The sequence below is a fragment of the Mesorhizobium yinganensis genome (assembly GCF_040081985.1).
Lineage (GTDB): Bacteria > Pseudomonadota > Alphaproteobacteria > Rhizobiales > Rhizobiaceae > Kumtagia > Kumtagia yinganensis.
The window spans coordinates 630,982-655,286 of record NZ_JBEBMH010000002.1; the positions used below are offsets into that span (position 1 = coordinate 630,982).

The following is a 24,305-nucleotide window of genomic DNA, read 5'->3' on the forward strand; positions in this document are numbered from 1 at the left end:
GCTAAAAAAGGCGGGACGGCAACAACCCGGGCGGACGAGAATCCGCGCGGATCAACAACCAGGGGAACGTACAATGAGCATAACACGCCGCAGTCTTCTGATCCTCGCCGCCGCCGTCGGCTTTGCCGCCGGCCCGGTCGCCGCCCAGGCCGAGGGCGTGCTGAACGTGGCCTCCTATCCGAACAACCCGCCCTTCGAATTCAAGGCCGAGAGCGGCAATTTCGAGGGTTTCGAGGTCGACATCGTCACCGAGGCGGCGAAACGCAACGGCATGACCGTCAACATCGAGGGTTACGACTTCCAGCCGCTGTTCGCGGCCACCAGCTCCGGCCGCGTCGACGTGGCGATCTCTTCGATCACCATCACCAAGGAGCGGCTCGGCTCGCAGTCCTTCACCCAGCCCTATTACGACTCCGACATGGGCATCGCGGCCAAGAAGGATGGCGCGGTGAAGGGCCTCGCCGACCTCAAGGGCAAGATCGTCGGCGTGCTCTCCGGCTCCACCGGCGAGAAATACGCCAACGACAACAAGGACGCCCACGGCTTCAGCGAGGTCAAGGGCTACAACACCCAGCAGGAAGTGCTGCTCGACCTCTCCGCCGGCCGCGTCGACGGCGTGGTCAGCGACGTCCCGGGCATGGAATATGCCTTCACCAAGATGCAGGGCCTGGCCGTCGTGGAGCGCATCAAGACCGGCGAGCAGTACGGGCTGATGGTCACCAAGGACTCGCCGCTGGTCGAAAAGCTGAACGGCGCGCTGACCGAGATGAAGAAGGACGGCACGCTGCAGGCGATCCACAAGAAGTGGTTCGGCACCGACGCACCGGCCGATTCGTCGACCGTCAAAGAGGCCCCTGTGCCGAAGCCCTGATTTCCCGATACCATCGCAGGACCGTGTCGTGCCGGCTTCCCGCCGGCACGATCGTTTCGGACATAAGCGCCGTTTCCGGGGATGCCGATGACCTTGCTCGACACCTTCTTCAACGCCAACGTGCTGGTCTCGGCTTTTCCGGCGCTCATGCGCGGCCTCTTCAACACGCTGCTGCTCGGGGTTATGAGCATCGGCGTCGGAGTGCCGGCGGGGCTGCTGATCAGCCTGGTGCGGCTTTATGCGCCGAAGCCGGTGCGCTGGCTCGCCATCGGCTACATCGACATTTTTCGCGCCATGCCGATTCTGGTGGTGCTGATCCTGATCTACTATGCGCTGCCCTTCGTCGGCATCCGTCTGTCCTCCTGGGCGTCGGCCATCATGGCGTTCTCGCTGGTTCTCGCCGCCTATTCGGCGGAAGTGTTCCGATCCGGCATCGAAAGCATCCCGAAGGGGCAGTTCGAGGCGGCGCAGGCGCTCGGCCTGCCGTTCCTGCTGACGCTGCGCAAGGTGGTGCTGCCGCAGGCGGTGCGCCTCGTCATCCCGCCCACCACCAGCAACTGCGTGTCGATGTTCAAGGACACCTCGCTGGCCTCGGTGGTCGCCTTGCCGGAACTGCTCAAGGAGGCCAACAACGCGCAGGCGCTTTACGCCAACCCATCGCCGCTGATCGGCGCGGCACTCGTCTATCTCGCCTTCCTGTGGCCCATGGTCCGGCTCGTCGGCTACGTCGAAAAACGCGCCAAGGCCGCCGCGCGCTGAAGTCTTTCTCCCTGCCTTAACGATATCGAGGAAATCCCGTGAACCAGCACCAGACCGCCAAAGCGGACAGCGCCGCATCCTTTCCCGTCGAAGACATCCGCGCGATGTTTCCGGCGCTGAAGCAGGCCGGCGACTTCATCTTCTTCGACAATGCCGCCGGCGCGCAGATTCCGCAAAGCGTGCTCGATGCCGTCACCGGCCATCTGGTCGGCCACAACGTGCAGCGCGGCGGCCGCTATGGGCGCAGCGTTACGGTCGACCAGTCGGTGGCGCAGGCGCGCGAGAGCGTCGCGCTGCTGATCAACGCCTACAGTTCGGAGGAAATCTGCTTCGGCATGAACGCCACCTCCTTCATCCGTCTGGTCAGCCTGGGCATCGGCCAGATGCTGGCCAATGCCAAAGAAGACGGGCGCGACGAGATCATCGTCACCGACATGGACCACGACGCCAACATCGCCACCTGGCTGGCGCTGGAACCGGCGGGGGCGAAATTCAAGTGGTGGCGCATGCGCGAGGACGGCAATCTGCATGTCGACGACCTCGCGCCGCTGCTGTCGGAGCGGACGCGCCTCGTCGCCTGCACGGTGACGGCGCATTCGATCGGCTCGATCGTCGACGTCGCGGCCGTGGCGGCAATCGCCCACGCGGCGGGCGCCGAAGTTTTTCTCGACTGCGTGCATTACGGCCCGCACGGGCTGATCGACGTGCAGATGTGGGACTGCGACTACCTCGTCTGCTCCGGCTACAAGAACTTTTCTCCGCACATGGGTTTCCTGTGGGGCCGCTTCGAAACGCTGAAGCGCCTGCCGACTTTTCGCGAGGATTTCATTCCCGACGAGCCGCCCTACAAGGTCGAGGCCGGCACCTTCGTCTACGAAAACGTCTCCGGCATGGACGCGGCGGTGCGCTATCTCGAATCGATCGGCCGCAATTTCGCGCCCGCCAACAACCGCTCGCGCCGCGAAAACATTGTTGCGGGCATGGCCGAAATCCGCGCCTACGAGATCTTTCTGGCCCGCGAGATGCTGCGCGTGCTGAGCGGCGTGGGTGCCACGATCTACGGCATCGGCGACGAAAAACGTGTCGGCCAGCGCGTGCCGACCTTCTGCTTCAATATCGGCAAGCTGTCGCCGCAACTGGTCGTCGAAGAAATGGCCGCGCGCGGCATCGGCATCCGCGACGGCCATATGTACGCCCCGCGCCTGATGAAGCGGCTCAACCTCTCAATGGACAGCGGCTGCATCCGCGCCTCGCTGGTGCATTACAATACGGTCGAGGAGATTTTGCGGTTCGAGGTGGCGCTGAAGGAGATTGTCGCGCGGAATGGGTGAGTCTTGGGGCAATGCAGTGCGCCTGCGGCGAACGATGTTGAGCGATGGTCCAAGGGCGGACATCGCCGAGTTTGCGCCTATTCTCTGACGCTTTCTACCGACGATATATATGTAGCCAAAGGACGTTACATCGAGCAGTAACGCTGCTATGAAAACGACATGCCTACTATCGTCAGTATCGCCGGGCTGGTTTTGCTTCCTGGGCTTGCCCTGGCGACATATCGCTGGTTCGGGATCGCACCTGCTTTTCTCGTCGCAGGCGTCGGAATTCCGGCATACCTAGCCTGGCTGTACTATCTGATTGACCTTGAAGGCAGAAAAGGTGGGCGCGGTTGGCCAACGCCAAAAGAGTTGCGATTACTTGTCGGTGACCCGAAGCGCGCTTCGGATACCACCTCCAACACATCCCGTCGTGATTAGTGGCGACAGAAGATTCATCGGCAGGTATTCCGATGAAATTCCTCACCTCGGAAAAAGAATCTCCCCCAGCCCCAACACCGCATTGTCGCCGCCATATTTGCGCGGGGCGCGGCCGAGCAGCGGGCGCCTCAAGATTCCTTCGGCGATCAGGTGGCGGTCGAGCACTCCGGCAAAACTGATGTCGGGCGCGCCGCTCTCGACGAAACTCGGCGACAGGTTTTGCGGCGCGCGGTCGAGCAGGATCGAGCCGCGCCGCATCAAATAGCCCGGCAGGTCGCCGACGCCGCCGGTGACGACCAGCGTGCCGGCGATCATCCGACAGCCGGCATAGTCGCCGGCGCCCTTCAGCACCGCGATCAGGCCGCGCCGCATGCGGTCGCCGGCGCGGGCGCCCACTTTGCCGCGCACGACGAGCACACCGCCTTTCATGCCGGCCATTTCGCCGGCCAGCGGGGCGCCAAGGCCGTCGCCGGCGTCGCCTGTTATCTCCAACCGGCCGCCGCGCATGCCCGATCCGGCATGCGGCCCGGCGTTGCCCTCGACCGTCAGCATCCCGCCCTGCATCAGCCGTCCCGCCTGCGCGCCGGCATCGCCGACGACGCGCATGGACCCTTCGGTCAAATCCGCGCCGACGCGGTCGAAACGCCCACTGCCGCCCTCGAAGACAAGGGCACCGGCATCCGAGCCGGACAGTTTGAAAACGTCGCCGACCAGCAGGCCGCGTTTCGACATGCCGATGCGGATTTTCTCGATGTCGCCGCGCGCCATGCCGGCGAGTTTTTGCGGAGTGAGCGGCGAGAGATCGAGCCGCTCCGGCGGTTCTTCCTTCAGCCTGAAGGTCAGCGCTTTCACGGCAGCAGCTCCTTCAGGTGATAGTGGAATTTTCCGAGTTTTCCGCCGTAATTGCCGGCGCTGATGCGGCTCGCACCGTTCTCCGGGCCGAGCCCGGTGACAGCCTTGATGCCGGCGCGCATGGCGGCGGCGACGGCGTCGCTTGTCTCGCCGTCGATGACGATCTCCAGCACCGCGTTGACGTCCGGCCCCAATTCGGTGCGGGTCACGCCGCGCAGCGTCGGCGAGAAGGCGTCGTTGGTGGAGGCCATCATGCCCTTGTATTTGCCGCCGACCTTCGAGCCCGAGCGCACGATGCCGCCCGGGAACGGCATGATCGCGCCCGGCACCTTTTCGATCGCTGCGACCGCCGCCTCGGCCGCTGCAAGAGCCTTCGCATTGCTGCCGGCGAGCAACAGAAGATTGCCGCCGCCGACCGCCTCCTTGGTCATGCCGGTGGTCGCCTCGCACAAAAACTCGCCGTCCATCACCGGCACGCGCCAAAAATGCTTGCCGCCAAGTTTCTTCGATATCTGCCATCCGTCGCCGAAATAACGCAACGCCGAGCCGAGATTGAGCTGGTTCGCGCCCTCCATGCCCGCGAAACAGGCGCTGCCGGGCGAGGTCAGCACGCACTGGCCGAGCCGGTTCTGCAACTGTTTCTGCAATTCGTCGGTGCTGACGGCGAAGATCATCACACGGCAGCCGGGCCTTCCGTCCGGCGTCGCCGAGGCAGGAAGGTCGAGGTCGATCGCCGCCTCGCAGCCGCAGCCGATGACCGAGGTGGCGAAGCCGGTCATGGTGACCGCCGCCTGCCGCGCCCATTTGCGGTTCGGGCCTGTGATGATGATCGCCGTGGCGCGCATGCCGAACGCCTCGGCAAAAGTGTCGTCGATCGTGACGCCGTTGACCTCCAGCGTGTTCATGCGACCTCCGCGAACGGATTTTCGCGCGCGATCGCGGAATCGGGGAAGGAAAACCAGTCGAGCGACAGGCCGTAGCGGCTCTGGTGAAAATCCTCCAGGCGCTTGACGATCGCCTTGTCGGGCGTCGGGTTGAGCCGCAGCGCCTTGCCCCAGCGATAGTGGGTCACCGCGCCATCCTGCACGACGAGGTCGCCGTTCTTGAACACCAGCGCGGCCGAACCAAGCATCTTCGCGATATCCTCGCCGCGCCGGTAGACCGCGACGTCGGCCAGCGCGCCGGCGCCGAGATGGCCGCGATCTTTCAACCCCAGCAGTTTCGCCGGCGCGGCGCGCGTCATGATGGCGATCTCGTCAAATGTGTATTCGCGGTCGATGGACGACAGCGTCGACAGCGCCATCGCCGGCTTGGACAGCCCCTCCGCCATGGCGGCGCGCGCATCGCGGCGCATCAGCAGTTCGAACAGCTTTGGGTAGGCAGTGAAGGGTGCGCCGTTGGGATGGTCGGTGGTGAAGAAAACCCGCCACGGGTCGGTGATCAGCAGGAACAGTTCCAGGCCGATCGCCCATTGCAGCGTGCCGTAAAAATCCTCGCGGTAGCGGTAGGGCACGATGCCGCCGCCATTGCCGTCGCCGTCCCAGATCACCCATTTCTTCGGATGCGCCGAGCCGCGCGCCGAAAACTGCCGCATCACGTCGGACGAGACCGTGACGGTCTGGCCGAACATCACCTGGCCGATGTCGATGGTGACTTCCGGCGTGGCGTTCACCAGTTCGGCGAGCCGCGCCGCCTCCGAGGAAAAGCCGCGTTTGCCCTCCTTGCCATAGCCGTAGAACTGCAGATGCGCGAGATGCAGCGGTCGCCCCTCGGCGGCGGCAATCGTCGCGGCGGCGGTGTCGGCGGCCCCGGCGACGCCGAGATTGTTGCAATGGACATGCAGTGGATGCGGCACACCCAGCCGCCCGACCGAGGCCTGCAAGGTCTTGACGATATTGCGCGAGCTCACCCCGTAGGACGGCACGACATCGTCCAGCGAAAAATTGCGGACGTTCTCCTTGAAGGCCGCCGCCGCACCCGCATTGATCACCTTGACGCCAAGCGCCCGCGTGGTGCCGACCGTCCAGGCGACATAGTCGTCGATCATCTGCTCCGACGCGCCGTCGCGGATCAGCGACAGCAGGAAATCGTCGTTGCCGAGGATGGCCAGCGTCGCCTTGTCGATGATCGGGATGTCGGCGAGTTCCAGATGGGTGTGAAGTGTGGCACCCGGATTCATCGCCGGCTCGACCACGGTGGTGAACCCCATCTTGGCGTAGAGGCAGCCGGTCTCGAAGGTCGACCACCCGGCGTTGGACAGCGGCGTGGCCGAGGGGCGCGGCAGGTGGGCGGCATGCTGTTCCGGCAGCAGCAGCCGTGCCGTGTTCACATTGCCGCCGCCGATATGGGAATGGATATCGATGGCGCCGGCCATGACGACGCAGCCGGAGGCGTCAAAAATCTTGTCGGCCTTGCCGCCTGAAGGCGGCTCGACGATCTCTTCGTCGCGGATCCAGAGGTCGCCTTTTCCGGAGCGGCCATTGACCGGATCGATAATGTCGCCGCCGGCGATTTTGGTCAGCATGGCAGCGCCGCCTCGGCCTCAACGCCGGCCGCAATCGCGCGCAGGATATCGGCAGCCGCGACGCTGTCCGACCGCGAACTGCCGTCGACGGCGATCAAAGTGCCGACCTGCGCGGAATAGACGACGCCATCATGGTCGAGGCCGGCCTGGCCAATCCCGATGGTGACGGCCGCGCCAGCCACGGGTCCGTCCGTGCGGACGCAGGCGATCAAGGCACAGCCGTTTGTCGCCTTTGGCGGCCGCCGCTGCGGATCGTCAGAAATCCATACATGGCAATCAGCCTCGCCGTCGGCGATCATGCGCGCCACGTCGAAGCGCCACGGATCGTGTTCGGGAAAGCCGCGCCCGAACCCGGTGCGCGGCGGAAAGCCGGTCATCCAGCCGGACGCCAGCGCCGCGCCCCAGCCGCCCTCGCTGGCGGGCAGCAGCAGGCCGGAAGCGCGTCCAGTGGCATTCAGGTCGGAAATCAGGCCCTGCAGCATTTCCAGCGCCAGCGCGGCGGCGGACTGGCCGGAATAAAAGAAGACCGGATAGCGCGCCTTCGCCAGCGCGGCGGCAAATTTTTCGAAGTTTTTGACCGGCGCGGAGACCTGCCGGCCGGCGCAACGGCCTCGCAGCGCGGCGAGCGTCGCGGCAAGCCCTTGGCCCTCGCAGACAAGCGGCGTCGCTTCGCGCTTGCCGTCGAGCGCCGGAGTGACATCGCCGACCGAAAAGAACGCGCGTTCGCCCGCAACGGGCAAGTCCGGCTTGGTCGCGGCGAGTTCCAGCAAGAAGCGGCCATAGGCTTTCGGCAATTCGCCGACGACAACCACGACATCGGCACGCCGGCGCGCCTCGCCGGGCGCGACCGTCATGCCGCCCCTGTCGGTGAACAGCGCCGTCTCATGCGCCAGCACCGCGCCGTCGATATGGTCATAAGCCGCACCCACGCGCTCGGCCAACGCTATCGCCGCCCGCGTGCCGTGCACATCCGTGTCAAAACTGAAAACCGGGCACCGGCTAGATTGCAGAAGTTTCGCGGTCTCCCCGGCCGCGTCCTGCAATTGCGCTTCCCGGTTGCCGATCCACGCAACCGCCATTCACTACGCTACTTTCTGGTGCCAACCGGACTCTAGACGAAAGCCACCGAGCCGAAAACCCCCACCATAAGGCAGGCTATCAAAACTTGACACCGGGTGGCAGGCGCGAGTTTGCCGAGCTGCGAGGCGGCTCCGCTTCGATCTCGGATAATTGAGAGCTGTCACACATCCCGCATGATATGGAAGCTCATGAAGGTGCCCAGCCATAGGGCCAAAATGGTGAGGGCAAAGAGACACGCCGCAAGCGTCAGATTTCCAATTCCTTGGGCAGCCCTGTCAGATCGAAGATAATGAATACCTGTTTGCCATTTTTTTTTGGCTGCAGTGACCAGAACAAGACCTGCGGCAACGCCTGCGGCGATAGGCGGCAAACCCAGCAGCAAACGGGGTGGTGGCGGATCAATGACAAGGCGGACGATGGCCTCGCCGAAATCGAACACCATGACCGGAATGCACCCGAGTAGTGCGCCGGATGCCCCACCAAAGAGGGCATAGAATGGCAGTCTCGTCCCGTATCCTTCAGGCAGCCAAGGGCGACCGGTTTGTTTGCGGCCTCGATAGTCGAGCGCCAGCGCATAAAGACTACCGGCGGCGGCCCAGAATCCAATCCACCATACCATTTTGCAATTGTATGATCGGCGTTTGAGCCGATGCTTAACCTACAAGCGAAATCTTGATCATTTTTCCCCAAAAAGTCACGAGCCGCAGTTCAAGCCAGGAGCTCAATCATACTTGATATACGCAAACCGCTGGTCCGTCGGCGGGGTGCCTTCCAGTGCGCCGGCTTCCTTGGCAGGCTGCCACAACACCACCTCGTCGATCTTCTTCGCCAGTTCGAAATCCTTGTCGGTGATCCCTTTCGCCGCATGGTTCTGCAGCTTGACCTCGACGAAGGCATAGGACGCGGCGATGTCGGGGTGGTGCCAGGCAGCCTCGGCCAGGTGCCCGACGGTGTTGATCACCATCAACGTACCCTTCCAGCTATGCGTCTTGTACTTTCGCCTGATCCAGCCGTTTTCGTAGCGCCATTTCGGCAGATCCTTTTCCAGCCGCGCGGCGATTTCCGCCTCCGTGTAGACCTTTTCCTTCGACGTTTCGCTCATATTCGCCTCCCTCTTCCCGCGTTGCGGCGTGGTGCCCGGCACCAAAGTAGGGGAGCCCTGTCGGCTCCCTGCCGCTTGCCCGGCGGGCGAAAGCGGTTATCATGGTCGCGGGCACCTAAACTTCCGTGATGCATGCATCATGCACCCATCGAGGGGCGGATGTCGAATTCTGTTACCATAAGGGTGCCCGCGCGCCTTCATCTCGGCTTTCTCGATCCCAGCGGCGCCGGTGGGCGCCGGTTTGGCAGCATCGGCCTGCCGCTGAGCGAGCCGGAAACCGTGATCACTCTGTCGCGAGCCGTCGAGACCATCGTCATCGGTCCCGAGAGCGAGCGCGCGGCTTCGCATCTGGCGGCGCTGACAAAACGGCTCGCCATCCGCGCCCAGCACCGACTGGTGGTGTTGGACGCCATTCCACGCCATGCCGGGCTCGGCTCTGGCACGCAGATAGCGCTGGCTGTAGCGGCGGCCCTGCGCACGCTGCACGGCATGCCGCTCGATGTGGAGGACGACGCGGTCCTGCTGGCACGCGGCGGACGCTCCGGCATCGGCATCGCCAGTTTCGACACCGGCGGCCTGATCGTCGATGCCGGCAATGACGGCAGCGGCCGGCCGCCGCCGGTGGTGGCGCGCATACCCTTCCCAGAGACATGGCGCGCCATACTGGTGCTCGACGACGCCCTCGACGGGCTGCATGGCGACGCGGAAATGCAGGCGTTCCGCATGCTGCCGCCCTTCCCCATCACCGACACCGGCGAAATCTGCCGGCTTGTGCTGACAGAAGTCATGCCGGCGTTGCTCGATCACGACATAAGAGGATTCGGCGCGGGCATTTCGTCGATCCAGCAGCTTGTCGGCAGCCATTTCGCTCCGGCTCAAGGCGGCGTCTTCACCTCGAAGCGCGTCGAAGCGGTCATCCATGCGCTGGCCGAAGCAGGCGCGGTCGGCATCGGCCAGAGTTCATGGGGGCCGACGGGATTTGCCTTCGCTCCGTCGCAGGCCGCCGCCGAACAGATGGTCGCGGCAGCCGCCCCGCTCGCGAGGGACGGCGTCGAGATGCGGATCGTGCGCGGCAGGAACGCCGGTGCGACGATCAGCACCACCGGCCTCAACCTCGTCGGCAGCTGACGACACATCCCGCAGTCTGGGAGAAAAACATGGCGCGAAAACACATCCTTCACATGATCACGCCGCTCAGGCATATGAGCCCGTTCGACGTGAACATGGCGCTCGACGCGGGCTTCGACGCGGTCGTCCCCTATGTCGGGGTCGGTCTCGACGAGGTGACAGGGCTGGTGCAGGACGCAATCTTCTCGCGGCCGCCGGATGCCGGGTCCGACACCGGCATCTTCATCGCCGGCAAGGACGTATCGCTGGCGCTTGACATGTTCGATGCGGCGAAAAAATCCATGGTACCGCCGTTCCAGGTCTCGGTGTTCGCCGACCCGGCCGGCTCGTTCACCACGGCGGCGGCAATGGTGGCGAAGGTCGAGAAGGCGCTGGCGAAGACGTTTTCGCGCGGGCTGAAGGATACGAAGATTGCGATTTTCGGTGCCACCGGCGTAGTCGGCTTCTGCACGGCGGTAATCGCCGCCAAGGAAGGCGCAAAAGTCACCATTGCCGGCCATGACGGGCTTGAGCGGGTCGGCAAGGTGGCCAAGGAGATGAAAAGCCGTTTTGGCGTCACGGTCGAACCTGCCGACGGGTCGAACGAGGCGAAAAAGGCAGTGCTGGTGGAGACTGCCGAAGTGATCCTCACCGCGGCCAAAGCCGGCGTGCAGGTGATATCCAAGGCGCAACTGGCGAAGGCCGGCAGCCTGCTGATCGCGGCCGACGTCAACGCCGTGCCGCCGGCCGGAGTCGAAGGTCTCGGCGTGCATGCCAATGGCGAGGCCATCGACGGCGGAACGGCGCTCGGCATCGGGCCGCTCGCCATCGGCAATGTGAAATACAAGGTGGAATCCGGTCTTTTCAAAAGGATGATAGAAGCCGAAAAGACCGTCACCTACGATTTCCAGGATGCATTCTCCCTTGCCCGCGAGTTGGCCAAATAACGCCGGCGCCGTCATGATCGCCGCGATCTCGGGACGCGCCCTTGCCGCCGCCGCAAGGCGTGCCGGCTACCGGCCGCTTGTCGCCGACCTGTTCTGTGACAACGACATGGTGGCGCTGTCGGAGCGCGCGACCATGCTGGCCGGGGACCTGCGAAAAGGCATCGACCACAAGCGGTTGCCGCAAGCCTTGTTGGAACTGGCGGCAGGCGAGCCCGTCGAGGCGCTGGTGCTCGGCTCGGGGTTCGAGCACGATCCCGCTATCGTCGACGACCTCGCACGGCATTTTCCACTCGCCGGCAACAGTGCGGTAACGGTCGCCCGCGTCAAGGACCCGCGGCGCTTGGCCGAGGACTGCGCCGCACTCGGCATCTCGCATCCGGAACTCCGCTGGGATTCACCGCCCGATCCGGAAAACTGGCTGACGAAGTCGGCCGGTGGCGCCGGCGGCGGGCATGTCGCTCGGGCGAATGGCGCCTCCGCAAAGCCGGGCCGCTATTTCCAGCGCTTCATTCGAGGCCAAAGCGTCTCGGCGCTCTTCCTCGCCGACGGAGAGAGAGCACATGTCGTCGGCTTCAGCCGGCAGTGGGCCTCGCCCGCGCCCGGCGCGCCCTACCGTTACGGCGGCGCGGTGCGGCTGCGGCGATTCGGCCGGCAGGATGCGACGCGTATCGGGCGATGGCTCTCCGGTCTGGCCGAGCGTGCCGGCCTCATCGGCCTCAACAGCGCCGACTTCATTCCCAACGAAGCCGGCTTTCATCTGGTCGAGATCAACCCTCGGCCCGGTGCGACGCTCGACATTTTCGACAGCCCGGAGGCACCGCTGTTGAAAGCTCATATCGACGCTTGCCGCAAAAAGCCGTTTCGTGTGCCGCGTTTCGACGATTGCGCGGCCGCGCTTGTCACCTATGCGTCACGTGCGATCGAAGGGTTTCCGAAATTCGTATGGCCGGACTGGACGGCGGATCGCCAACCGGCCGGCACTGCGTTGGCTGCCGGCGACCCGGTCTGCACCGTCTTTGCCCGAGGCGCCAGCGCCACGGCCACGCGGCGAGCCGCCGAGGCACAGGCCGCAGGTTTGAGCCGTCATTGGGAAGGAGTTCTGAGATGAACGACGGAACCGCTTTCCTGAACGACAATGCGCGACGCATCGCCGAAACCATGATCCGCGACGCCGAGCGGCTGCGCGTCACCGTCTCGACCGGTGCGCTGGGCGAGACGCTGATCGATGCCGGGGCCAAGACGCAAGGCAGCATCGAGGCCGGGTTGCGCATGGCCGAGGCCTCGATGGGTGGGCTCGGCACGATCACGGCGTTGATGGATCGGAATTCCGAGCGCTGGCCTTACTCGATCGAGGTGCGCTCGTCGCAGCCGGTGATCGCCTGTCTCGGCGCTCAATATGCCGGCTGGAACCTGTCCACCGATGGCTATTTCGCCATGGGCTCCGGCCCGGCGCGGGCGCTCGCTCGGGTCGAGCCGCTTTATGAGACGCTGGCCTATCGCGACGAAGCAGCGTCCGCGGTGCTCATCCTCGAGACCGCCTCGCCGCCGCCACAGACGGTGGTGGAAAAGGTGGCCAAGGCAACGGGCCTGCCAACGGACAAATTGACCTTCCTCTACGCGCCGACGCAGAGCCTCGCCGGCACCGTGCAGATCGTCGCCCGCTCGCTGGAAGTCGCCCTGCATAAGGCCAACGACCTGAAATTCCCGATTGCCGACATCGTCGACGGGATTGCGGCGGCTCCCCTGCCCGCGCCGCATCCGGACTTTCTGACCGCGATGGGCCGCACCAACGACGCCATCATCTACGGCGGCAGCGTCCAGCTTTTCGTGCGCGGCTCGGCCGATGCGGCACGCGAACTGGCCAAGCGGCTGCCCAGCCATACCTCGCGCGACCATGGAAAGCCGTTCAAGGAAATCTTCAAGCAGTTCAAGGGCGATTTTTATGCCATCGACCCGCTGCTGTTCAGTCCCGCGCGGGCGATCGTCACGGCTATCGACAGCGGCGAGACGTTTCGGACGGGTCGGATCGATGCGGAAATGCTGGAGCGAAGCCTTGGGTAGGATGGGAACTGTTGGAAGGTTGCCGGCAGCGCTTCGCATTCCTCCTATGGCAATCACCATATGATCCCCCGCATCCTCATCGTCAGCGACCGTTCGGGCGCGCGCTCCAAGGGACTGGCCTCACGACTGCGCCGGCGCGGCGCGATCGTCCGTAGCGTGCCGCTAGCCGCGATCGGCTTCGACACGCAGGCGCCCGCCGGCCTCGCCATCCCCGCCTTCAGCGGCGCGCTGCCGCATGCCGTGTTGGTGCGCTCGATCGACGGCGGCTCGTTCGAGGCGGTGACGCGGCGGCTGGGCCTGCTGCATGCCTTCGCCAAACTGGGAGTGCCTGTCTGGAACTCGGCACAAGCCATCGAGCGCTGCGTCGACAAGTCGATGACCACATTCCTTTTGAAGACCGCCGGCTTGCCGACGCCGCAAACTTTCGCGGTCGAGGGGATGGCAGCCGCGCAAGCAATCGTGCAACGTGAACTGCCGATGAATCCGCTGGTGCTGAAGCCGCTGTTCGGCGCGCAGGGCCGTGGCATAAAACTGATCCGTGCGCTTTCCGATCTGCCGGTGTCGGAAGAAGTGGGCGACGTCTTTTATCTCCAGCATTACGTGCCGCGTCCCGGCCCGCCTTTTCGCGATTTCCGCGTTTTCGTCTGCGCCGGCGAGGCCGTGGCGATGATGAGCCGCCGCGGCGGCGACTGGATCACCAACGTCAATCGGGGAGCTATTCCTGAGTCGATCCCAGGATCGGACAAGGCGGATCTGGCTGATCTCGCGGTCGCGGCAGCGACTGCTGTCGGCGCGGATTTTGCCGGCATCGACATCATGCGCGCCGCCGAGGGCCAACTGACCGTGCTGGAGGTCAACAGCATGCCGGCCTGGTCGGGCCTGCAATCGGTGGTCAGCGTCGATATTGCCGACGCGATTGCCTCCGCGCTGCTGAAGTTCCTCGCCGACCGTGCCGAACAGACGGCTGCGCAGCGGCCCTACCGTTTTGCCTCGCCCGCGAACTCCTGAAATGCCACTTTCGCGCGAGACACTGCGGGAAGCCTACGAAGATGCGTGCCGCCTCGAAATCGAGGCGCTGAAACCCGGCAACGTGCATGTCTTCGCCGGCGGCCACCGCATGTCGGCCGCCCAGTTCCTGGAGAGCGCCCGCGTCTCTTCCAGCCCGCTGACCGATCCCACCCTTCCGGTCGGGCGCCGCATGCTGGGGGCTGTGCGCGCCACGCGGCGGGCGGTCGCCACCAACACCAATCTCGGCATCGTCCTGCTTTGCGGTCCCATCATCAAGGCCGCCGAGCTGTCGCCCGACGATCTTCGCGCCGGCCTGAACTCGGTGCTGGCAGGCCTCGACATGGACGACACGCACGCGGTGTTCGAGGCGATCGTCGCAGCTTCGCCCGGGGGGCTCGGCTCGGCCGACGGCAACGACGTGCGCGAAGAACCGAAGACCCCGCTGGTCGAGGCGATGCGCGAGGCGGCGGGACGCGATCTGATTGCCCGGCAGTATGCAAACGGCTTTTCGGACGTTTTCGGGGTTGGATTGCCGGCAATAGAAGCTTCACGAGCAGCGGGCGAGACGGGAATGTGGCCGGCGATTCGCGCCTACATGGCTTTCTTGACGACATTTCCGGACAGCCACGTCGCCCGCAAGCATGGCGAGCAGACCGCGCGGGAACTGCGTGACGAGGCGGCCGCCTTCCAGGCTTCGCTCGAGACCGACCCCGATGAAGACACGCGCATTCAACGGCTGATGACGCTCGATGCCTACCTCAAAGCGCGTGGCATCAATCCAGGCACCTCCGCCGACCTCACGGTGGCTAGTCTTTTAGTCCACATTGCCTTTCACCAACTTGCACAAGCACAGGGTTGATGATTGAATTTTGCCAGCGGGGGATATCCCTTCGCGGCTATCTAGCCAACCGGTCCGGCTCGTCCGGATGCTGCCAACAAGGATAGTCGTCCATCGAGCGCCCGCTCGGTTGCGGCGTCTTTGGACTCCAAAAATTATGTCCTGGAGGAAAACTGGCATGGCAAAGATCTCTAAAGTTCTGGTCGGCGAGTCGCTTATTGGCGACGGCAATGAAGTCGCCCATATCGACCTTCTGATCGGCCCGCGGGGAAGCGCGGTCGAATCGGCGTTCTGCAACGCGCTGACCAACAACAAGGACGGCTTTACCTCCCTGCTCGCAGTGATCGCACCCAATCTTCAGTGCAAGCCCAACACCGTGATGTTCAACAAGGTCACGATCAAGGGCGCCAAGCAGGCGGTGCAGATGTTCGGCCCGGCGCAGTTCGCGGTCGCCAAGGCGGTGCAGGACAGCGTCGCGGATGGCACGATCCCCGCCGAGGAAGCCGACGACGTGTTCATCTGCGTCGGCGTGTTCATCCACTGGGAAGCCAACGACGACGCAAAAATCCAGGACTTCAACTATCGCGCCACCAAGGAGGCGATCCAGCGCGCCGTGACCGGCAAGCCGACCGCCGCCGAGGCGACTGCCCAACGCGACAAGGTCAAGCATCCGTTCGGCGCCTAGACAAGAGACAACCCCGCACAGGTAAAACCCCCAGCGGAGCCGGAGGGTCTGCTGCGTCGGTTGAAAAAGCTCTTGGGCCTGTGAATGCCATCCGGAGGCGCGCAACGCCTCTGGATGGATTTGATGTCGATCTCAATCGCCGAACGGCGCCAGCCGTTTGGCGTTGAGTTTTCCGTTGTGAAGCGCGGTGGCGACCAGCGCGGCCGCCACGCCAAGCGATTTCAGATGTTCGATGTCGGCGGCGTCGCGGAGGCCGCCGGCTGCAATGATGATTCTGTCTCCAGCCTTCGCTTGCACCTCTCGCAGCCGGTCGAAATCCGGGCCGCCACCCCCGCCGACCTTCGCCAGCGTCATCACGATCACGCGCGCTGGCCAGTTTTCCGGCCGATCGAGGATTTGCTGCGGCCCACGAAAACCGTCGGCGAAGAAATCCAGCGACAAGATGAGATTTTGACGGTGGCGGAAGCGCCGCAAGAGAGTGTCGTCCTGCTGCGATTCGGAACCCACCACTGCGCATACGCCTGGCTCGCCAAGTGCCGCCGCAAGCGCTGCTTCGCCTGCGAGACCTGCGTCGACCCAGAGTTCCGGCGGGTCTTGCATAGCGCGAAGCCGGTCGATTGCCGCCGCGTTCGAAGGACGCCCCTCGATCGCGTCGAGGTCGGCTATGTAGAAGGTGGAAAATGGATGAAGCGTGCGCAGTCCTGCGGCCACGTCTACGGGGTCCGGACCGATGCTCAGCGGTGTGACGATCGGCCGGTACTCATCGCGGCGCCCGCCTACAGCGCGTACGACCAAGCCGCCTTTCAAGTCCAGAACCGGAATGATACGCAAAGCCTTCCCACCTTATGTCCGATCAATTTTCCGCATGAAAGCCTGAAGCATGGCAAAAGCAAGCAAGGTCGTCGCCGGCTTCGATGTCGGCGGCGCGCATCTGAAAGTGGCGCGCGCGGAGAATGGCCGCATCGTTGCGGCGGCAACCGTCGCCATGCCGCTTTGGCAAGGGCTGGACAAGCTTGATCGGGCGCTGCACGAGATTGCGCCGCTCTGTGCGGGCAGCGATGCTTTGGCCATCACCATGACGGGCGAACTCGTGGACATTTTTCCGTCGCGCGACGAGGGCGTGGGGGCACTGCTTGCCGAGATCGCCGCGCATTTCCCGGATAGCGAGAAGCTGATCTATGCCGGCCGCTCCGGCTTCGTCGGCGTCAACCGCGCCGCTACACTGCCGGGCGACGTCGCTTCGGCCAACTGGCATGCGACCGCCTCGCTTGTGGGGCGGCTCGCCGGCGACGCTCTGTTCGTCGACATGGGCTCGACCACCACCGACATCATCCCGATCCGCCAAGGCGCGGTCGTCAATCGGGGCTACACCGATGCCGAGCGGCTCTTGACCGGCGAGCTTGTCTATACCGGCTTCACCCGCACCTTCCTGTTCGGCGTGGCATCGTCGGCGCCGGTGCGCGGACAGATGACGCCGCTGATGAATGAGTATTTCGCCTCGATCGCCGATGCGCACCGCATCCTTGGTGTGCTCGACGAGGCGAGCGACAAACATTCTTCCGCCGACGGCCGCGAGAAGACGGTCGCCGGCTCGACCGCCCGGCTGGCACGAATGGTGGGGCGCGACGCCGGGGATCTTTCGCCGCGCGAATGGCGCGACATCGCCCGCTGGTTCAGCGAACAGCAATTGCGCATGATGCACGACGCAGCGTTCCGAGTTGCGAGCACGCTGCCGGACGATGCGCCCATCGTCGCCGCGGGCACAGGCCGCTGGCAGATCGCGCGGCTGGCGGCACGCATGGAGCGCCGCTTCATCGATCTCGCCGAAATCATCCCGGCCGACAAATCCGTGCGGGGCGAATCCAGCAATGCCGGCCCGGCAATGGCGGTGGCGTTGCTTGCGGGCATGTCAGGGTAACGGAACAGGACTTCGCCGCCTGCGTTGCAGCGGCAGGAGGAACGGATATGAAACGTTTCGCTGTCGCGTTCTTGGCTGCCGCAGCCGCCGCTCCCGCCATGGCGCAGGATGACGGCCAGACCGCCTTCAACACCAATTGCCGCATGTGCCACACGATGAAGGAAGGCGACAACCGCCAAGGCCCCAGCCTTGCCGGCGTCTTCGGCCGCAAGGCCGGTTTGGCGGCAGGCTTCAACTATTCGCCTTCGATGAAGCAATCCGGCATCACCTGGGACGAGGCCTATCTCGACAAGTTCATCGCCAATCCCGAGCAGGTCGTAAACGGAAATACGATGAAGCCCTATGGCGGCATCAATGATGCCGCACAAAGGAAGGTGATCGTCGAGTTCCTGAAGTCGGGCGGGTGAAAGAAGCGGCGCCTGCTCTATGAAGAGGCTGGCTTTCCGTGCTCCTCGCCGGCAAGATGCTTTGTCACACTTTCCATCAACCAGCCCCATGCCTCCCGCTCCTCCGGTCCCGCGGTCTTTTCGATGGCGATGGTCAGGTAGCCGATCTCGGCCTCGATCTTTTCGCGCGAGAGCATATGCAGCCGGCTGACAAGGATCGCCAGTTCCAGCACAGCGGCTTTTGCGCGGTTGAAGCCGGTGAAAGGTGCATGCGTGCCCTGGCCCAGGACACGGCAGAAATGGCGGGGGCGCACGGGATCGTCGGACACGGTCTCGACCTTCAGCACGGAATGGGCGAGCGCGGCTTCGAGGCGCGGCACCGGGCAATCTTCCACCGGTGCCAGCGGCCAGTCGCGGCGGCCGGTCAGGGAGCCGGCGAAGATGCGCACGTCGTCCGTGTAACTTGCGACGGCGAAAGGGACAGCGGTCAGATTGTCAAGCGTCACTGAGGGGCGGAACGGAGCGATGACCCAGCCGTCGGCCTCGGCGATAATGCCGATCGGCGCGATATGGACCTTTCCAACAAGATCGACGGTGGTGATAATCGACTCGCGAATATAGGGCACGCCTAACGCTCCTTCTTCGCCTTCAGCGTATGACCCGCTTCCGCCAGCCGCGTCCGGTCCTCCTCCGGCGCGGGCGAGGCGACACCCCAGGCCAGCGGCTCATCCTGCACATAGCGCTTTCCCAGCCGCCACGCGATCTCGGCCTTCATCAGTTCCGCGCCGAGATAAAACGCATGCGCACCGTCTGCCTCGACGCCCAGGCCGGAAAACAGCGAAAAGGCGTCGGTGGCGACCGCGTGGCCCTTGCTGTTGAAGATGTGGATGCCGTCCTCGGCGGTGAGGATGCGGAAATTGGCGTCGCGCACGTCTGCGGCCAGCGCCTCGATGTCGGCGACGGTCGCCGGGAACGGCTTTCGGTCGTGAACCTGCAGCAGACCGGGATGGTAGCTGCGCGGCAGCGCGCCGTCGGCACGCGCGGCGAACATGACGCGGCGGGCAAGGTCATGTTCCTCGAGCGTGCGCACCGTGTGCGGGCTGACATGCACCGTCAAAACGTTGCGGATCCCGAGTTCGGAACAGATGCCGGCGAGCACCGCCGTAATGCCTGACGTGTCGGCGTCGGTCAGTTCGGTCAGATTGCCGGTGCCCATCAGGAGTTCGATATCCGGCCAGCGCCGCCGCGCCTCAATGAAGCGTCCGAGCGAATGGGCAAAACCGAAATGAATGGGGTCGAGCACCGGGTCGGCGATGAAATTTAGTCCAGCGTCTTGCGCAGCCTCTATCGCCCGGCCGAGCGAATCGAGATCGCCGGGGATTGCAGGGATCAGCACGGGCGTGACGGGATGCTCCAGGGCGAGCGGCAGCGTGTTCTCGTCCAGGCTGAGCAGGAAATCAGCGCCGGCCTGTGCACCGATACGCAGTTCCTCGATATCGGCGGAATCGACGCTGACCGAAAAACCTGCGCCCTTCAGCATGCGCACGCCTTCGGCCAGCAACGGGAAAGGCGTTTCCGGCAGGCAACCGAGATCGATGACGTCCGCGCCGGCGGCCACGAGTTTTCTCGATCGCGAAAGCAGCGCTTCCAGCGTCAGGCTAGGCGCGTCGACGATCTCGGCAAAGATGCGCATGGCGTGGCGCGTGAGATCAGGCGGCTGGCCGGCGCGGCCCAGAAATGCCGGCAGGTCGGCGATCTCGTCGGGGCCGCGCAAGAAGGGCACGCCGAAATGCGCGGACAGCGCGTCGAGATGGCCCCGGTAGCGGCCTGGAAGGATGACGCGGTCCGCGCCCTCCGGCAGCTTTAGCCGGCGCTTGATGATTTCTTCAGTCATCAGCGCGGCCACCTTCACGCCGATGTCGATGATCTCCCAAGAGAACGCCGTCTCGCCGAGGCCCGTCAGCAGCCGCTCCAGCCGCGCCTTGGCCAGATGGCCGGTGATAAAGACCAGCCGCTCAGGCATAGGTGAGCCGGGAGGAAGAGCGCCGGGGACAGTTTACTTTCTTTCCGCAGAAAGGCCCGGCCGCTTCAAGGCTGGCTCGGGCGGAAAAAAGTAAACTGTCCCCCAGCACCGAGCACCGCCTATCCATCGGCATCTAGTTCCGCCCTGCGTCGCTCCACCGCCGCCCGCAATTCGGCCAGAGATTCCACCACCTGCGTGCGCTCGAACGCTTTCAGCCGCTCGGTGTTGTCGAGGTCGATCTTGCGCGGATAGACTTTTACCAGCCCATGCGGGGCCATGGTCTCCAGTTCCGGCGCGGTGTCGCAGGCAAAGACGATCGACGGCACGCGGCACTTTCCGGCCTGCGCGAACACGTTGGTGGCGAGCGTATCGGAAATGCCCCAGACGCATTTCGCCACCGTGTTGGAACTTGCGGGCGCCACCACCACCGTGTGGTAGACGCCGTGATAGAACTCGCCGACCGGAATGGCGCTGGCTGTCTTGTCGTGCAGCACGCGCATCGTGTCCGGAAAATCCAGCTTCAGCTTGTACATGCGCAGAACCTCGTTCGCGGCCTTCGACACGAACACGTCGCAATGCTCCAGATCGCGGATCATCTGAAAGCTCTCGGTGAAGAAGTGGCCGGAGCCGGTCAGCACCCAGGCCCAGCGCGGGATATGCAGTTTGGTCATGCGCTAAGCTGTCCTGCGAAGCGCCCCGGATGCAAGAGCGACCAAAGTGCCGGGCAGTTTTCCCGACCCAAAATCCGCCGCGGCGGTCGTCGCGTCGCGCGGTCCGGCAAGCCGAAGTGCTACGTTTTGTGGCAGCATCGATGGAATCGCCGCATCGACCATGTCACGCGCCGACAGGCTGGCAACGTTGTCCGAATCGGAAAAATCGTCTGTCTGCTTGATCAATAGCAGCGTCTCCGCCCCAAGCCGGCTTGCAAGCCACGCGGCGAGCGAATCCGATGTCACGTCCCAGGATTGCGGGATTTCTGGCACAGACAGCGCCAGTTCCGACGGCAGCCAGACGGGGATACGCCCCGCAGCCAATGTCTCATCGAAGTCGCGCTCGCAACGGGCGGCAAGGAAACGCGGATGGCGGTCGAGGATGACCTGCCCGAACTGTTCCATGGCGAGGATCGCCATTCTGTGCGCGGCCGTATCGGAAAACCCCATCTCGCGCTGCGCTTTCCGCACCGTGTCGGCGAAAGGGCCGCCTCCGGGCACGATGACGAGCGGCATCGCGTTGCCGGCCAGGGCGGCGATCCAGAGGTCGAGTTCCGCCGCCCCCGCCGTGCTGCCGCCGAGCTTGACGACGGCTGGCTTCACGAACCGATGCCTTTCTGGCCGAAACCGGAAAACGCCTTGTCGTCACCGGCCATGCCACCCGACGTTCCGCTTGGCGCGAGGATGGACGACTTCGCCCGCTTGCGCTCGATCTCGACGCCGACGCCACCTGGCCCAAGCTCCAGCTTCTGCACGCTGACCGTGACCTTCACGACGCGCGGATCCTCCAGCACAACGGCCGCCACCTGCTCGGCCAGCGCCTCGCTGAGCTGCACATGGCCGCGCGCCACGATCGCGCGGATGCCGTCGGTGATCAGGTCGTAGGAGACGACATGGCGCATGTCTTCGGGATTGCTGGTGACGCGCTGCACGTCGGCGGTCACGTCGAAGCGGACCTTCTGCGTATGGCCATGCTCGAAACTGTAGGCGCCGATCTGCACCGGAAGGACAAAGTCGCGCACGAAAATCTTGTCGGTGCCGAGCGCCGGGTCGCCCGCGCCCGGCGAGTAACCACGGGCCGCCAGCAGGCGGTAGTCGACGGACGCCGAGCGGTCGAGTTGCCGTTCCTCCGGGATCAGCGCGCGGATACCGGCGACAGCCTCGGCGTCGATAGCGGCGGTGCGCTGCGACTGATCGCACAGCGCGCCGCGAAAGCCGAGAAAATCTGGCCCAAATGGCAACAGGCGGGGAATGTCCGGTGCCTCCAGCGAACCGGCAAGGCCGACCTTCAGACCGAGGCGGCGCGCCTCCGCGATGAAGGCAGGAATGCGCTCAGGCGGCATGTGATCGAGTAAGCGCCCTTCGCGCTTGCCGGCCGTGTCCATCATCACGGCGAAAAAGCCGCTTTGTGCGAAGACGGGCAGCAGGTCGAAATCCGGCGCGCGGTCGGCGAGCAGAACAGCGACCAACTTCGTGTGCCGTGCGAGAAGTGCAAGCGTACGGCCGCATGCCGCGGCCTCATCGGACGGGAAGAAACCTACCTTCACGTAGCCGGCCCCTGTCGCGGCGATCTCCTCCGCACAGGTGCGGATCGTATAGGGGTGCATCGGCAAGTCGCCGCAGACCGCGCTGGTCTCGGCGCGCGTTCCGACGGCGGCGACGGTTCTGCGAATCTCGTCCAGCGCCACCGCGCCCAGCGCGCCGGCCTTCGGGTCCTTCAGATCGATAATATCGGCGCCGCCGGAGATTGCGATCTCCGCTTCGGCAACGCCGGTGACGCTGGCCAGCATCTTTGTCATTTCGTCAGCTTCTCCAGCCTGGGCGACAGCACATTGCGATATAGGTAGCTGATAGCCCGCCGCCAGGACTCGTCGGTGTTGCCGCGCATGTCGACGACAGCGCTTGTCAGCGGCCTGCCATCGGCGGCGTCATGGACGCGAACGTTCATGCTCAGCACCAGTTCCGAAACCTTAAAGACGACGCCGGTTACCGCATAGTCGGCGCCGAGTTGGCGTGCAAACTCGTCGGCGCAGTCGCCGCAGGACTGCAGATTGGCGGCCGCTGCCTTTTCGGCCACGGGCGAAACATCGACGACCTCGAAGCCCGACTTAGCCAGCAGATCGCGCAAGCTCCGGGTGACCTCGGCCAATCGTTTCTGTTCCGCCTCGTGTTTGTCTGGCGCCCCGGGCACGACGTCGCCCCGTTGCAGTTCGAAGGGGAAGACCGCCGCTTTCCCGGCAGCTTGCACTCCAGCCCCTCCTGCGATGACGAAAGCTGCCGCAAAAAGTGAAGTTTTCAGGGTTGCGATTGTATGAAGCTTGGTTAAGGTCATGACGGCACCGAAATTTCGCAACGTTTTTGCCCCACTTAGGCGGGGAGGCGGAGCGCGCGGAAAGAACGCGGAACTATGAAGAGCATGGTGCCAAACACTCTCGCGGTCTTCATCGGCCTTTTTTTAGCCAGCGTCAATGTGTGCGCCGTCGCGGCCCAGGAAGCCGCGCCGCAGCCCAAGGCTGACAGCCCGACGAAGAAGACAGAGAAACCTGCACTCGACATAAAGCTCGGCTACCTGCGCGCCTACGAGCCGCAATTGGCGCTGTCGGTCCTCGATGTTCCGCCGCGCGACCAGGGCGTCGCCGGCGCCAACGTAGCCATAAACGACAACAACACGACTGGAAAATTTCTCAACCAGAAGTTCACGCTGGACGTGACGGAGGTAAAGCCGGACGCCGACGTGGTGCCAGTTTTCAGCGAGATGGTCGCCAAGGGCGACCGCTACGTGCTCACCGACCTGTCGGCAAAGCAGCTCCTGTCGATCGCCGACATCGCCCGCGACAATGGCGTGCTGCTGTTCAATGTCGGCGCCACCGACGACAGTTTGCGCGAGGAAGACTGCCGGGTGAACGTCTTTCACACCGCGCCAACCCGCAGCATGCTGGCCGACGGGCTGGCGCAGTACCTGATCTGGAAGCAGTGGCCCCGATGGGTGCTGGTCTTTGGCTCACATGAGCGCGATCAGCTTTTTGCAGATGCGCTGCGGCGCGCCGCCACCCGTTTCGGCGGGCAGATCGTCGCCGAGAAGGAGTTCAAGGATACTGGCACGGCGCGGCGCACCGATTCCGGCGTGGTGCAGATCCAGCGCCAACTGCCCGTCTTCATGCAGGACTTGCCCGACCACGATGTGGTGCTGGTCGCCGACGAAAGCGAGGTGTTCGGCACGTATGTGCCGTTCCGGACGTGGATACCGCGGCCGGTGGCCGGCACGGCGGGGCTCACCCCGTCCGGCTGGCATCCGGCCAGCGAGCAATGGGGCGGCTCGCAGATTCAGAACCGTTTTGCGAAAGCCAGCGGCCGGCGCATGCTGTCGAAAGACATGGCGGCGTGGACGGCGGCGCGCATCATCGGCGACGCCGCGACCCGCACGCAGAGCAATGACGAGAAGAAGATCGAGGCGTTCATCCGCGACGACAAATTCTCGATCGCCGCTTTCAAGGGCCAGAGGCTGACCTTCCGCAAATGGAACTGGCAGTTGCGCCAGCCGATCTTTCTGGGCGATGGCCGCTCGGTGGTGACGACCTCGCCGCAGGAGGGCTTTCTGCACCAGTTCTCCGAGCTGGACACGCTGGGCGTCGATCAGCCAGAGACCAAGTGCGTTCTGAAATAACAATGACTAACGGGAGGAA

The 24,305-nt window shown here is 64.5% G+C and carries 27 protein-coding genes; 14 read left to right on the forward strand and 13 right to left on the reverse strand.

Features of this window, described 5'->3' with window-relative positions:
- Positions 1-73 precede the first annotated feature (73 nt).
- The 4 genes from ABMA59_RS06720 to ABMA59_RS06735 all read left to right on the forward strand — a co-directional run bounded on the left by ABMA59_RS06720 (position 74) and on the right by ABMA59_RS06735 (position 3,381).
- A complete protein-coding gene (locus tag ABMA59_RS06720) occupies positions 74-871 on the forward strand; it encodes an ABC transporter substrate-binding protein (protein WP_349004533.1) in 798 nt (265 codons plus the stop codon).
- A gap of 87 nt (positions 872-958) precedes the next feature.
- Positions 959-1,630: an amino acid ABC transporter permease gene (locus ABMA59_RS06725; protein WP_349004534.1), complete on the forward strand. Its 672-nt coding sequence runs from the start codon at positions 959-961 to the stop codon at positions 1,628-1,630.
- 38 nt (positions 1,631-1,668) lie between these two features.
- Positions 1,669-2,961 carry a cysteine desulfurase-like protein gene (locus tag ABMA59_RS06730; RefSeq protein WP_349004535.1) on the forward strand — a complete coding sequence of 431 codons (1,293 nt, stop codon included), beginning with the start codon at positions 1,669-1,671 and terminating at the stop codon, positions 2,959-2,961.
- 159 nt (positions 2,962-3,120) lie between these two features.
- Entirely contained in the window at positions 3,121-3,381 is a 261-nt protein-coding gene (locus tag ABMA59_RS06735; RefSeq protein WP_349004536.1) for a hypothetical protein, read from the forward strand.
- 42 nt (positions 3,382-3,423) lie between these two features.
- On the opposite strand, the gene ABMA59_RS06740 is transcribed toward ABMA59_RS06735, so the two are convergent.
- The 6 genes from ABMA59_RS06740 to ABMA59_RS06765 form a co-directional block, all read right to left on the reverse strand.
- On the reverse strand, positions 3,424-4,233 hold the full coding sequence (locus ABMA59_RS06740; protein ID WP_349004537.1) for a formylmethanofuran dehydrogenase subunit C: 810 nt from the start codon (positions 4,231-4,233) through the stop codon (positions 3,424-3,426).
- Positions 4,230-5,138 (reverse strand): formylmethanofuran--tetrahydromethanopterin N-formyltransferase, encoded by a 909-nt coding sequence (gene fhcD, locus ABMA59_RS06745; protein ID WP_349004538.1) that lies wholly within the window; start codon positions 5,136-5,138, stop codon positions 4,230-4,232. The genes ABMA59_RS06740 and fhcD overlap by 4 nt, the downstream gene beginning before the upstream one ends.
- Positions 5,135-6,757, reverse strand: a complete 1,623-nt coding sequence (locus ABMA59_RS06750) for a formylmethanofuran dehydrogenase subunit A (protein ID WP_349004539.1) — start codon at positions 6,755-6,757, stop codon at positions 5,135-5,137. The genes fhcD and ABMA59_RS06750 overlap by 4 nt, the downstream gene beginning before the upstream one ends.
- Positions 6,751-7,836, reverse strand: a complete 1,086-nt coding sequence (locus tag ABMA59_RS06755; protein ID WP_349004540.1) for a tungsten formylmethanofuran dehydrogenase — start codon at positions 7,834-7,836, stop codon at positions 6,751-6,753. Before ABMA59_RS06755 ends, ABMA59_RS06750 begins: the two co-directional genes overlap by 7 nt.
- Positions 7,837-7,997: 161 nt before the next feature.
- The gene (locus ABMA59_RS06760; RefSeq protein ID WP_349004541.1) at positions 7,998-8,456 is read right to left on the reverse strand and encodes a hypothetical protein; all 459 of its coding nucleotides are present in this window, start codon (positions 8,454-8,456) and stop codon (positions 7,998-8,000) included.
- Positions 8,457-8,558: 102 nt separating this feature from the next.
- On the reverse strand, positions 8,559-8,939 hold the full coding sequence (locus ABMA59_RS06765) for a 4a-hydroxytetrahydrobiopterin dehydratase (RefSeq protein WP_349004542.1): 381 nt from the start codon (positions 8,937-8,939) through the stop codon (positions 8,559-8,561).
- Positions 8,940-9,098: 159 nt separating this feature from the next.
- On the opposite strand from ABMA59_RS06765, the gene ABMA59_RS06770 reads away from it, so the two are divergent.
- The 7 genes from ABMA59_RS06770 (at position 9,099) to fae (ending at position 15,585) form a co-directional block, all read left to right on the forward strand.
- Positions 9,099-10,067: a beta-ribofuranosylaminobenzene 5'-phosphate synthase family protein gene (locus ABMA59_RS06770; protein ID WP_349004543.1), complete on the forward strand. Its 969-nt coding sequence runs from the start codon at positions 9,099-9,101 to the stop codon at positions 10,065-10,067.
- A 29-nt stretch (positions 10,068-10,096) separates the two neighbouring features.
- On the forward strand, positions 10,097-10,993 hold the full coding sequence (locus ABMA59_RS06775) for an NAD(P)-dependent methylenetetrahydromethanopterin dehydrogenase (protein WP_349004544.1): 897 nt from the start codon (positions 10,097-10,099) through the stop codon (positions 10,991-10,993).
- Between the two features lie 13 nt (positions 10,994-11,006).
- Positions 11,007-12,101: an ATP-grasp domain-containing protein gene (locus ABMA59_RS06780; RefSeq protein ID WP_349004545.1), complete on the forward strand. Its 1,095-nt coding sequence runs from the start codon at positions 11,007-11,009 to the stop codon at positions 12,099-12,101.
- The gene (gene mch, locus ABMA59_RS06785; RefSeq protein WP_349004546.1) at positions 12,098-13,054 is read left to right on the forward strand and encodes a methenyltetrahydromethanopterin cyclohydrolase; all 957 of its coding nucleotides are present in this window, start codon (positions 12,098-12,100) and stop codon (positions 13,052-13,054) included. The genes ABMA59_RS06780 and mch overlap by 4 nt, the downstream gene beginning before the upstream one ends.
- 60 nt (positions 13,055-13,114) lie before the next feature.
- Positions 13,115-14,062, forward strand: a complete 948-nt coding sequence (locus tag ABMA59_RS06790) for an ATP-grasp domain-containing protein (protein WP_349004547.1) — start codon at positions 13,115-13,117, stop codon at positions 14,060-14,062.
- 1 nt (position 14,063) lies between these two features.
- Positions 14,064-14,921, forward strand: coding sequence for a triphosphoribosyl-dephospho-CoA synthase (locus tag ABMA59_RS06795; protein WP_349004548.1), 858 nt, complete (start codon positions 14,064-14,066; stop codon positions 14,919-14,921).
- Between the two features lie 157 nt (positions 14,922-15,078).
- Complete coding sequence (gene fae / locus ABMA59_RS06800; protein ID WP_308060837.1) at positions 15,079-15,585, forward strand: formaldehyde-activating enzyme; 507 nt, start codon at positions 15,079-15,081, stop codon at positions 15,583-15,585.
- A 132-nt stretch (positions 15,586-15,717) separates the two neighbouring features.
- Here the strand turns inward: fae and ABMA59_RS06805 are convergent, their stop codons facing one another.
- Positions 15,718-16,416, reverse strand: a complete 699-nt coding sequence (locus ABMA59_RS06805) for a HisA/HisF-related TIM barrel protein (protein ID WP_349004550.1) — start codon at positions 16,414-16,416, stop codon at positions 15,718-15,720.
- Positions 16,417-16,465: 49 nt separating this feature from the next.
- On the opposite strand from ABMA59_RS06805, the gene ABMA59_RS06810 reads away from it, so the two are divergent.
- Positions 16,466-17,503: a hydantoinase/oxoprolinase family protein gene (locus ABMA59_RS06810; RefSeq protein WP_349004551.1), complete on the forward strand. Its 1,038-nt coding sequence runs from the start codon at positions 16,466-16,468 to the stop codon at positions 17,501-17,503.
- A 47-nt stretch (positions 17,504-17,550) separates the two neighbouring features.
- Positions 17,551-17,910 (forward strand): c-type cytochrome, encoded by a 360-nt coding sequence (locus ABMA59_RS06815; protein ID WP_349004552.1) that lies wholly within the window; start codon positions 17,551-17,553, stop codon positions 17,908-17,910.
- Positions 17,911-17,927: 17 nt separating this feature from the next.
- Here the strand turns inward: ABMA59_RS06815 and ABMA59_RS06820 are convergent, their stop codons facing one another.
- From ABMA59_RS06820 to ABMA59_RS06845, 6 genes are all read right to left on the reverse strand, one after another.
- A complete protein-coding gene (locus ABMA59_RS06820) occupies positions 17,928-18,515 on the reverse strand; it encodes a DUF447 domain-containing protein (RefSeq protein ID WP_349004553.1) in 588 nt (195 codons plus the stop codon).
- A gap of 2 nt (positions 18,516-18,517) precedes the next feature.
- Positions 18,518-19,912, reverse strand: coding sequence for a DUF6513 domain-containing protein (locus ABMA59_RS06825; protein WP_349004554.1), 1,395 nt, complete (start codon positions 19,910-19,912; stop codon positions 18,518-18,520).
- A gap of 119 nt (positions 19,913-20,031) precedes the next feature.
- Positions 20,032-20,583 (reverse strand): flavoprotein, encoded by a 552-nt coding sequence (locus ABMA59_RS06830; RefSeq protein WP_349004555.1) that lies wholly within the window; start codon positions 20,581-20,583, stop codon positions 20,032-20,034.
- A gap of 3 nt (positions 20,584-20,586) precedes the next feature.
- Positions 20,587-21,225: a dihydroneopterin aldolase gene (locus ABMA59_RS06835; protein WP_349004556.1), complete on the reverse strand. Its 639-nt coding sequence runs from the start codon at positions 21,223-21,225 to the stop codon at positions 20,587-20,589.
- Positions 21,222-22,421: a (5-formylfuran-3-yl)methyl phosphate synthase gene (locus tag ABMA59_RS06840; protein ID WP_349004557.1), complete on the reverse strand. Its 1,200-nt coding sequence runs from the start codon at positions 22,419-22,421 to the stop codon at positions 21,222-21,224. The genes ABMA59_RS06835 and ABMA59_RS06840 overlap by 4 nt, the downstream gene beginning before the upstream one ends.
- On the reverse strand, positions 22,418-22,870 hold the full coding sequence (locus ABMA59_RS06845; protein WP_349004558.1) for a DUF3280 domain-containing protein: 453 nt from the start codon (positions 22,868-22,870) through the stop codon (positions 22,418-22,420). The genes ABMA59_RS06840 and ABMA59_RS06845 overlap by 4 nt, the downstream gene beginning before the upstream one ends.
- A gap of 168 nt (positions 22,871-23,038) precedes the next feature.
- Between ABMA59_RS06845 and ABMA59_RS06850 the strand changes: the two genes are divergently transcribed.
- Positions 23,039-24,286 carry an ABC transporter substrate-binding protein gene (locus ABMA59_RS06850; RefSeq protein WP_349004559.1) on the forward strand — a complete coding sequence of 416 codons (1,248 nt, stop codon included), beginning with the start codon at positions 23,039-23,041 and terminating at the stop codon, positions 24,284-24,286.
- Positions 24,287-24,305 lie beyond the last annotated feature (19 nt).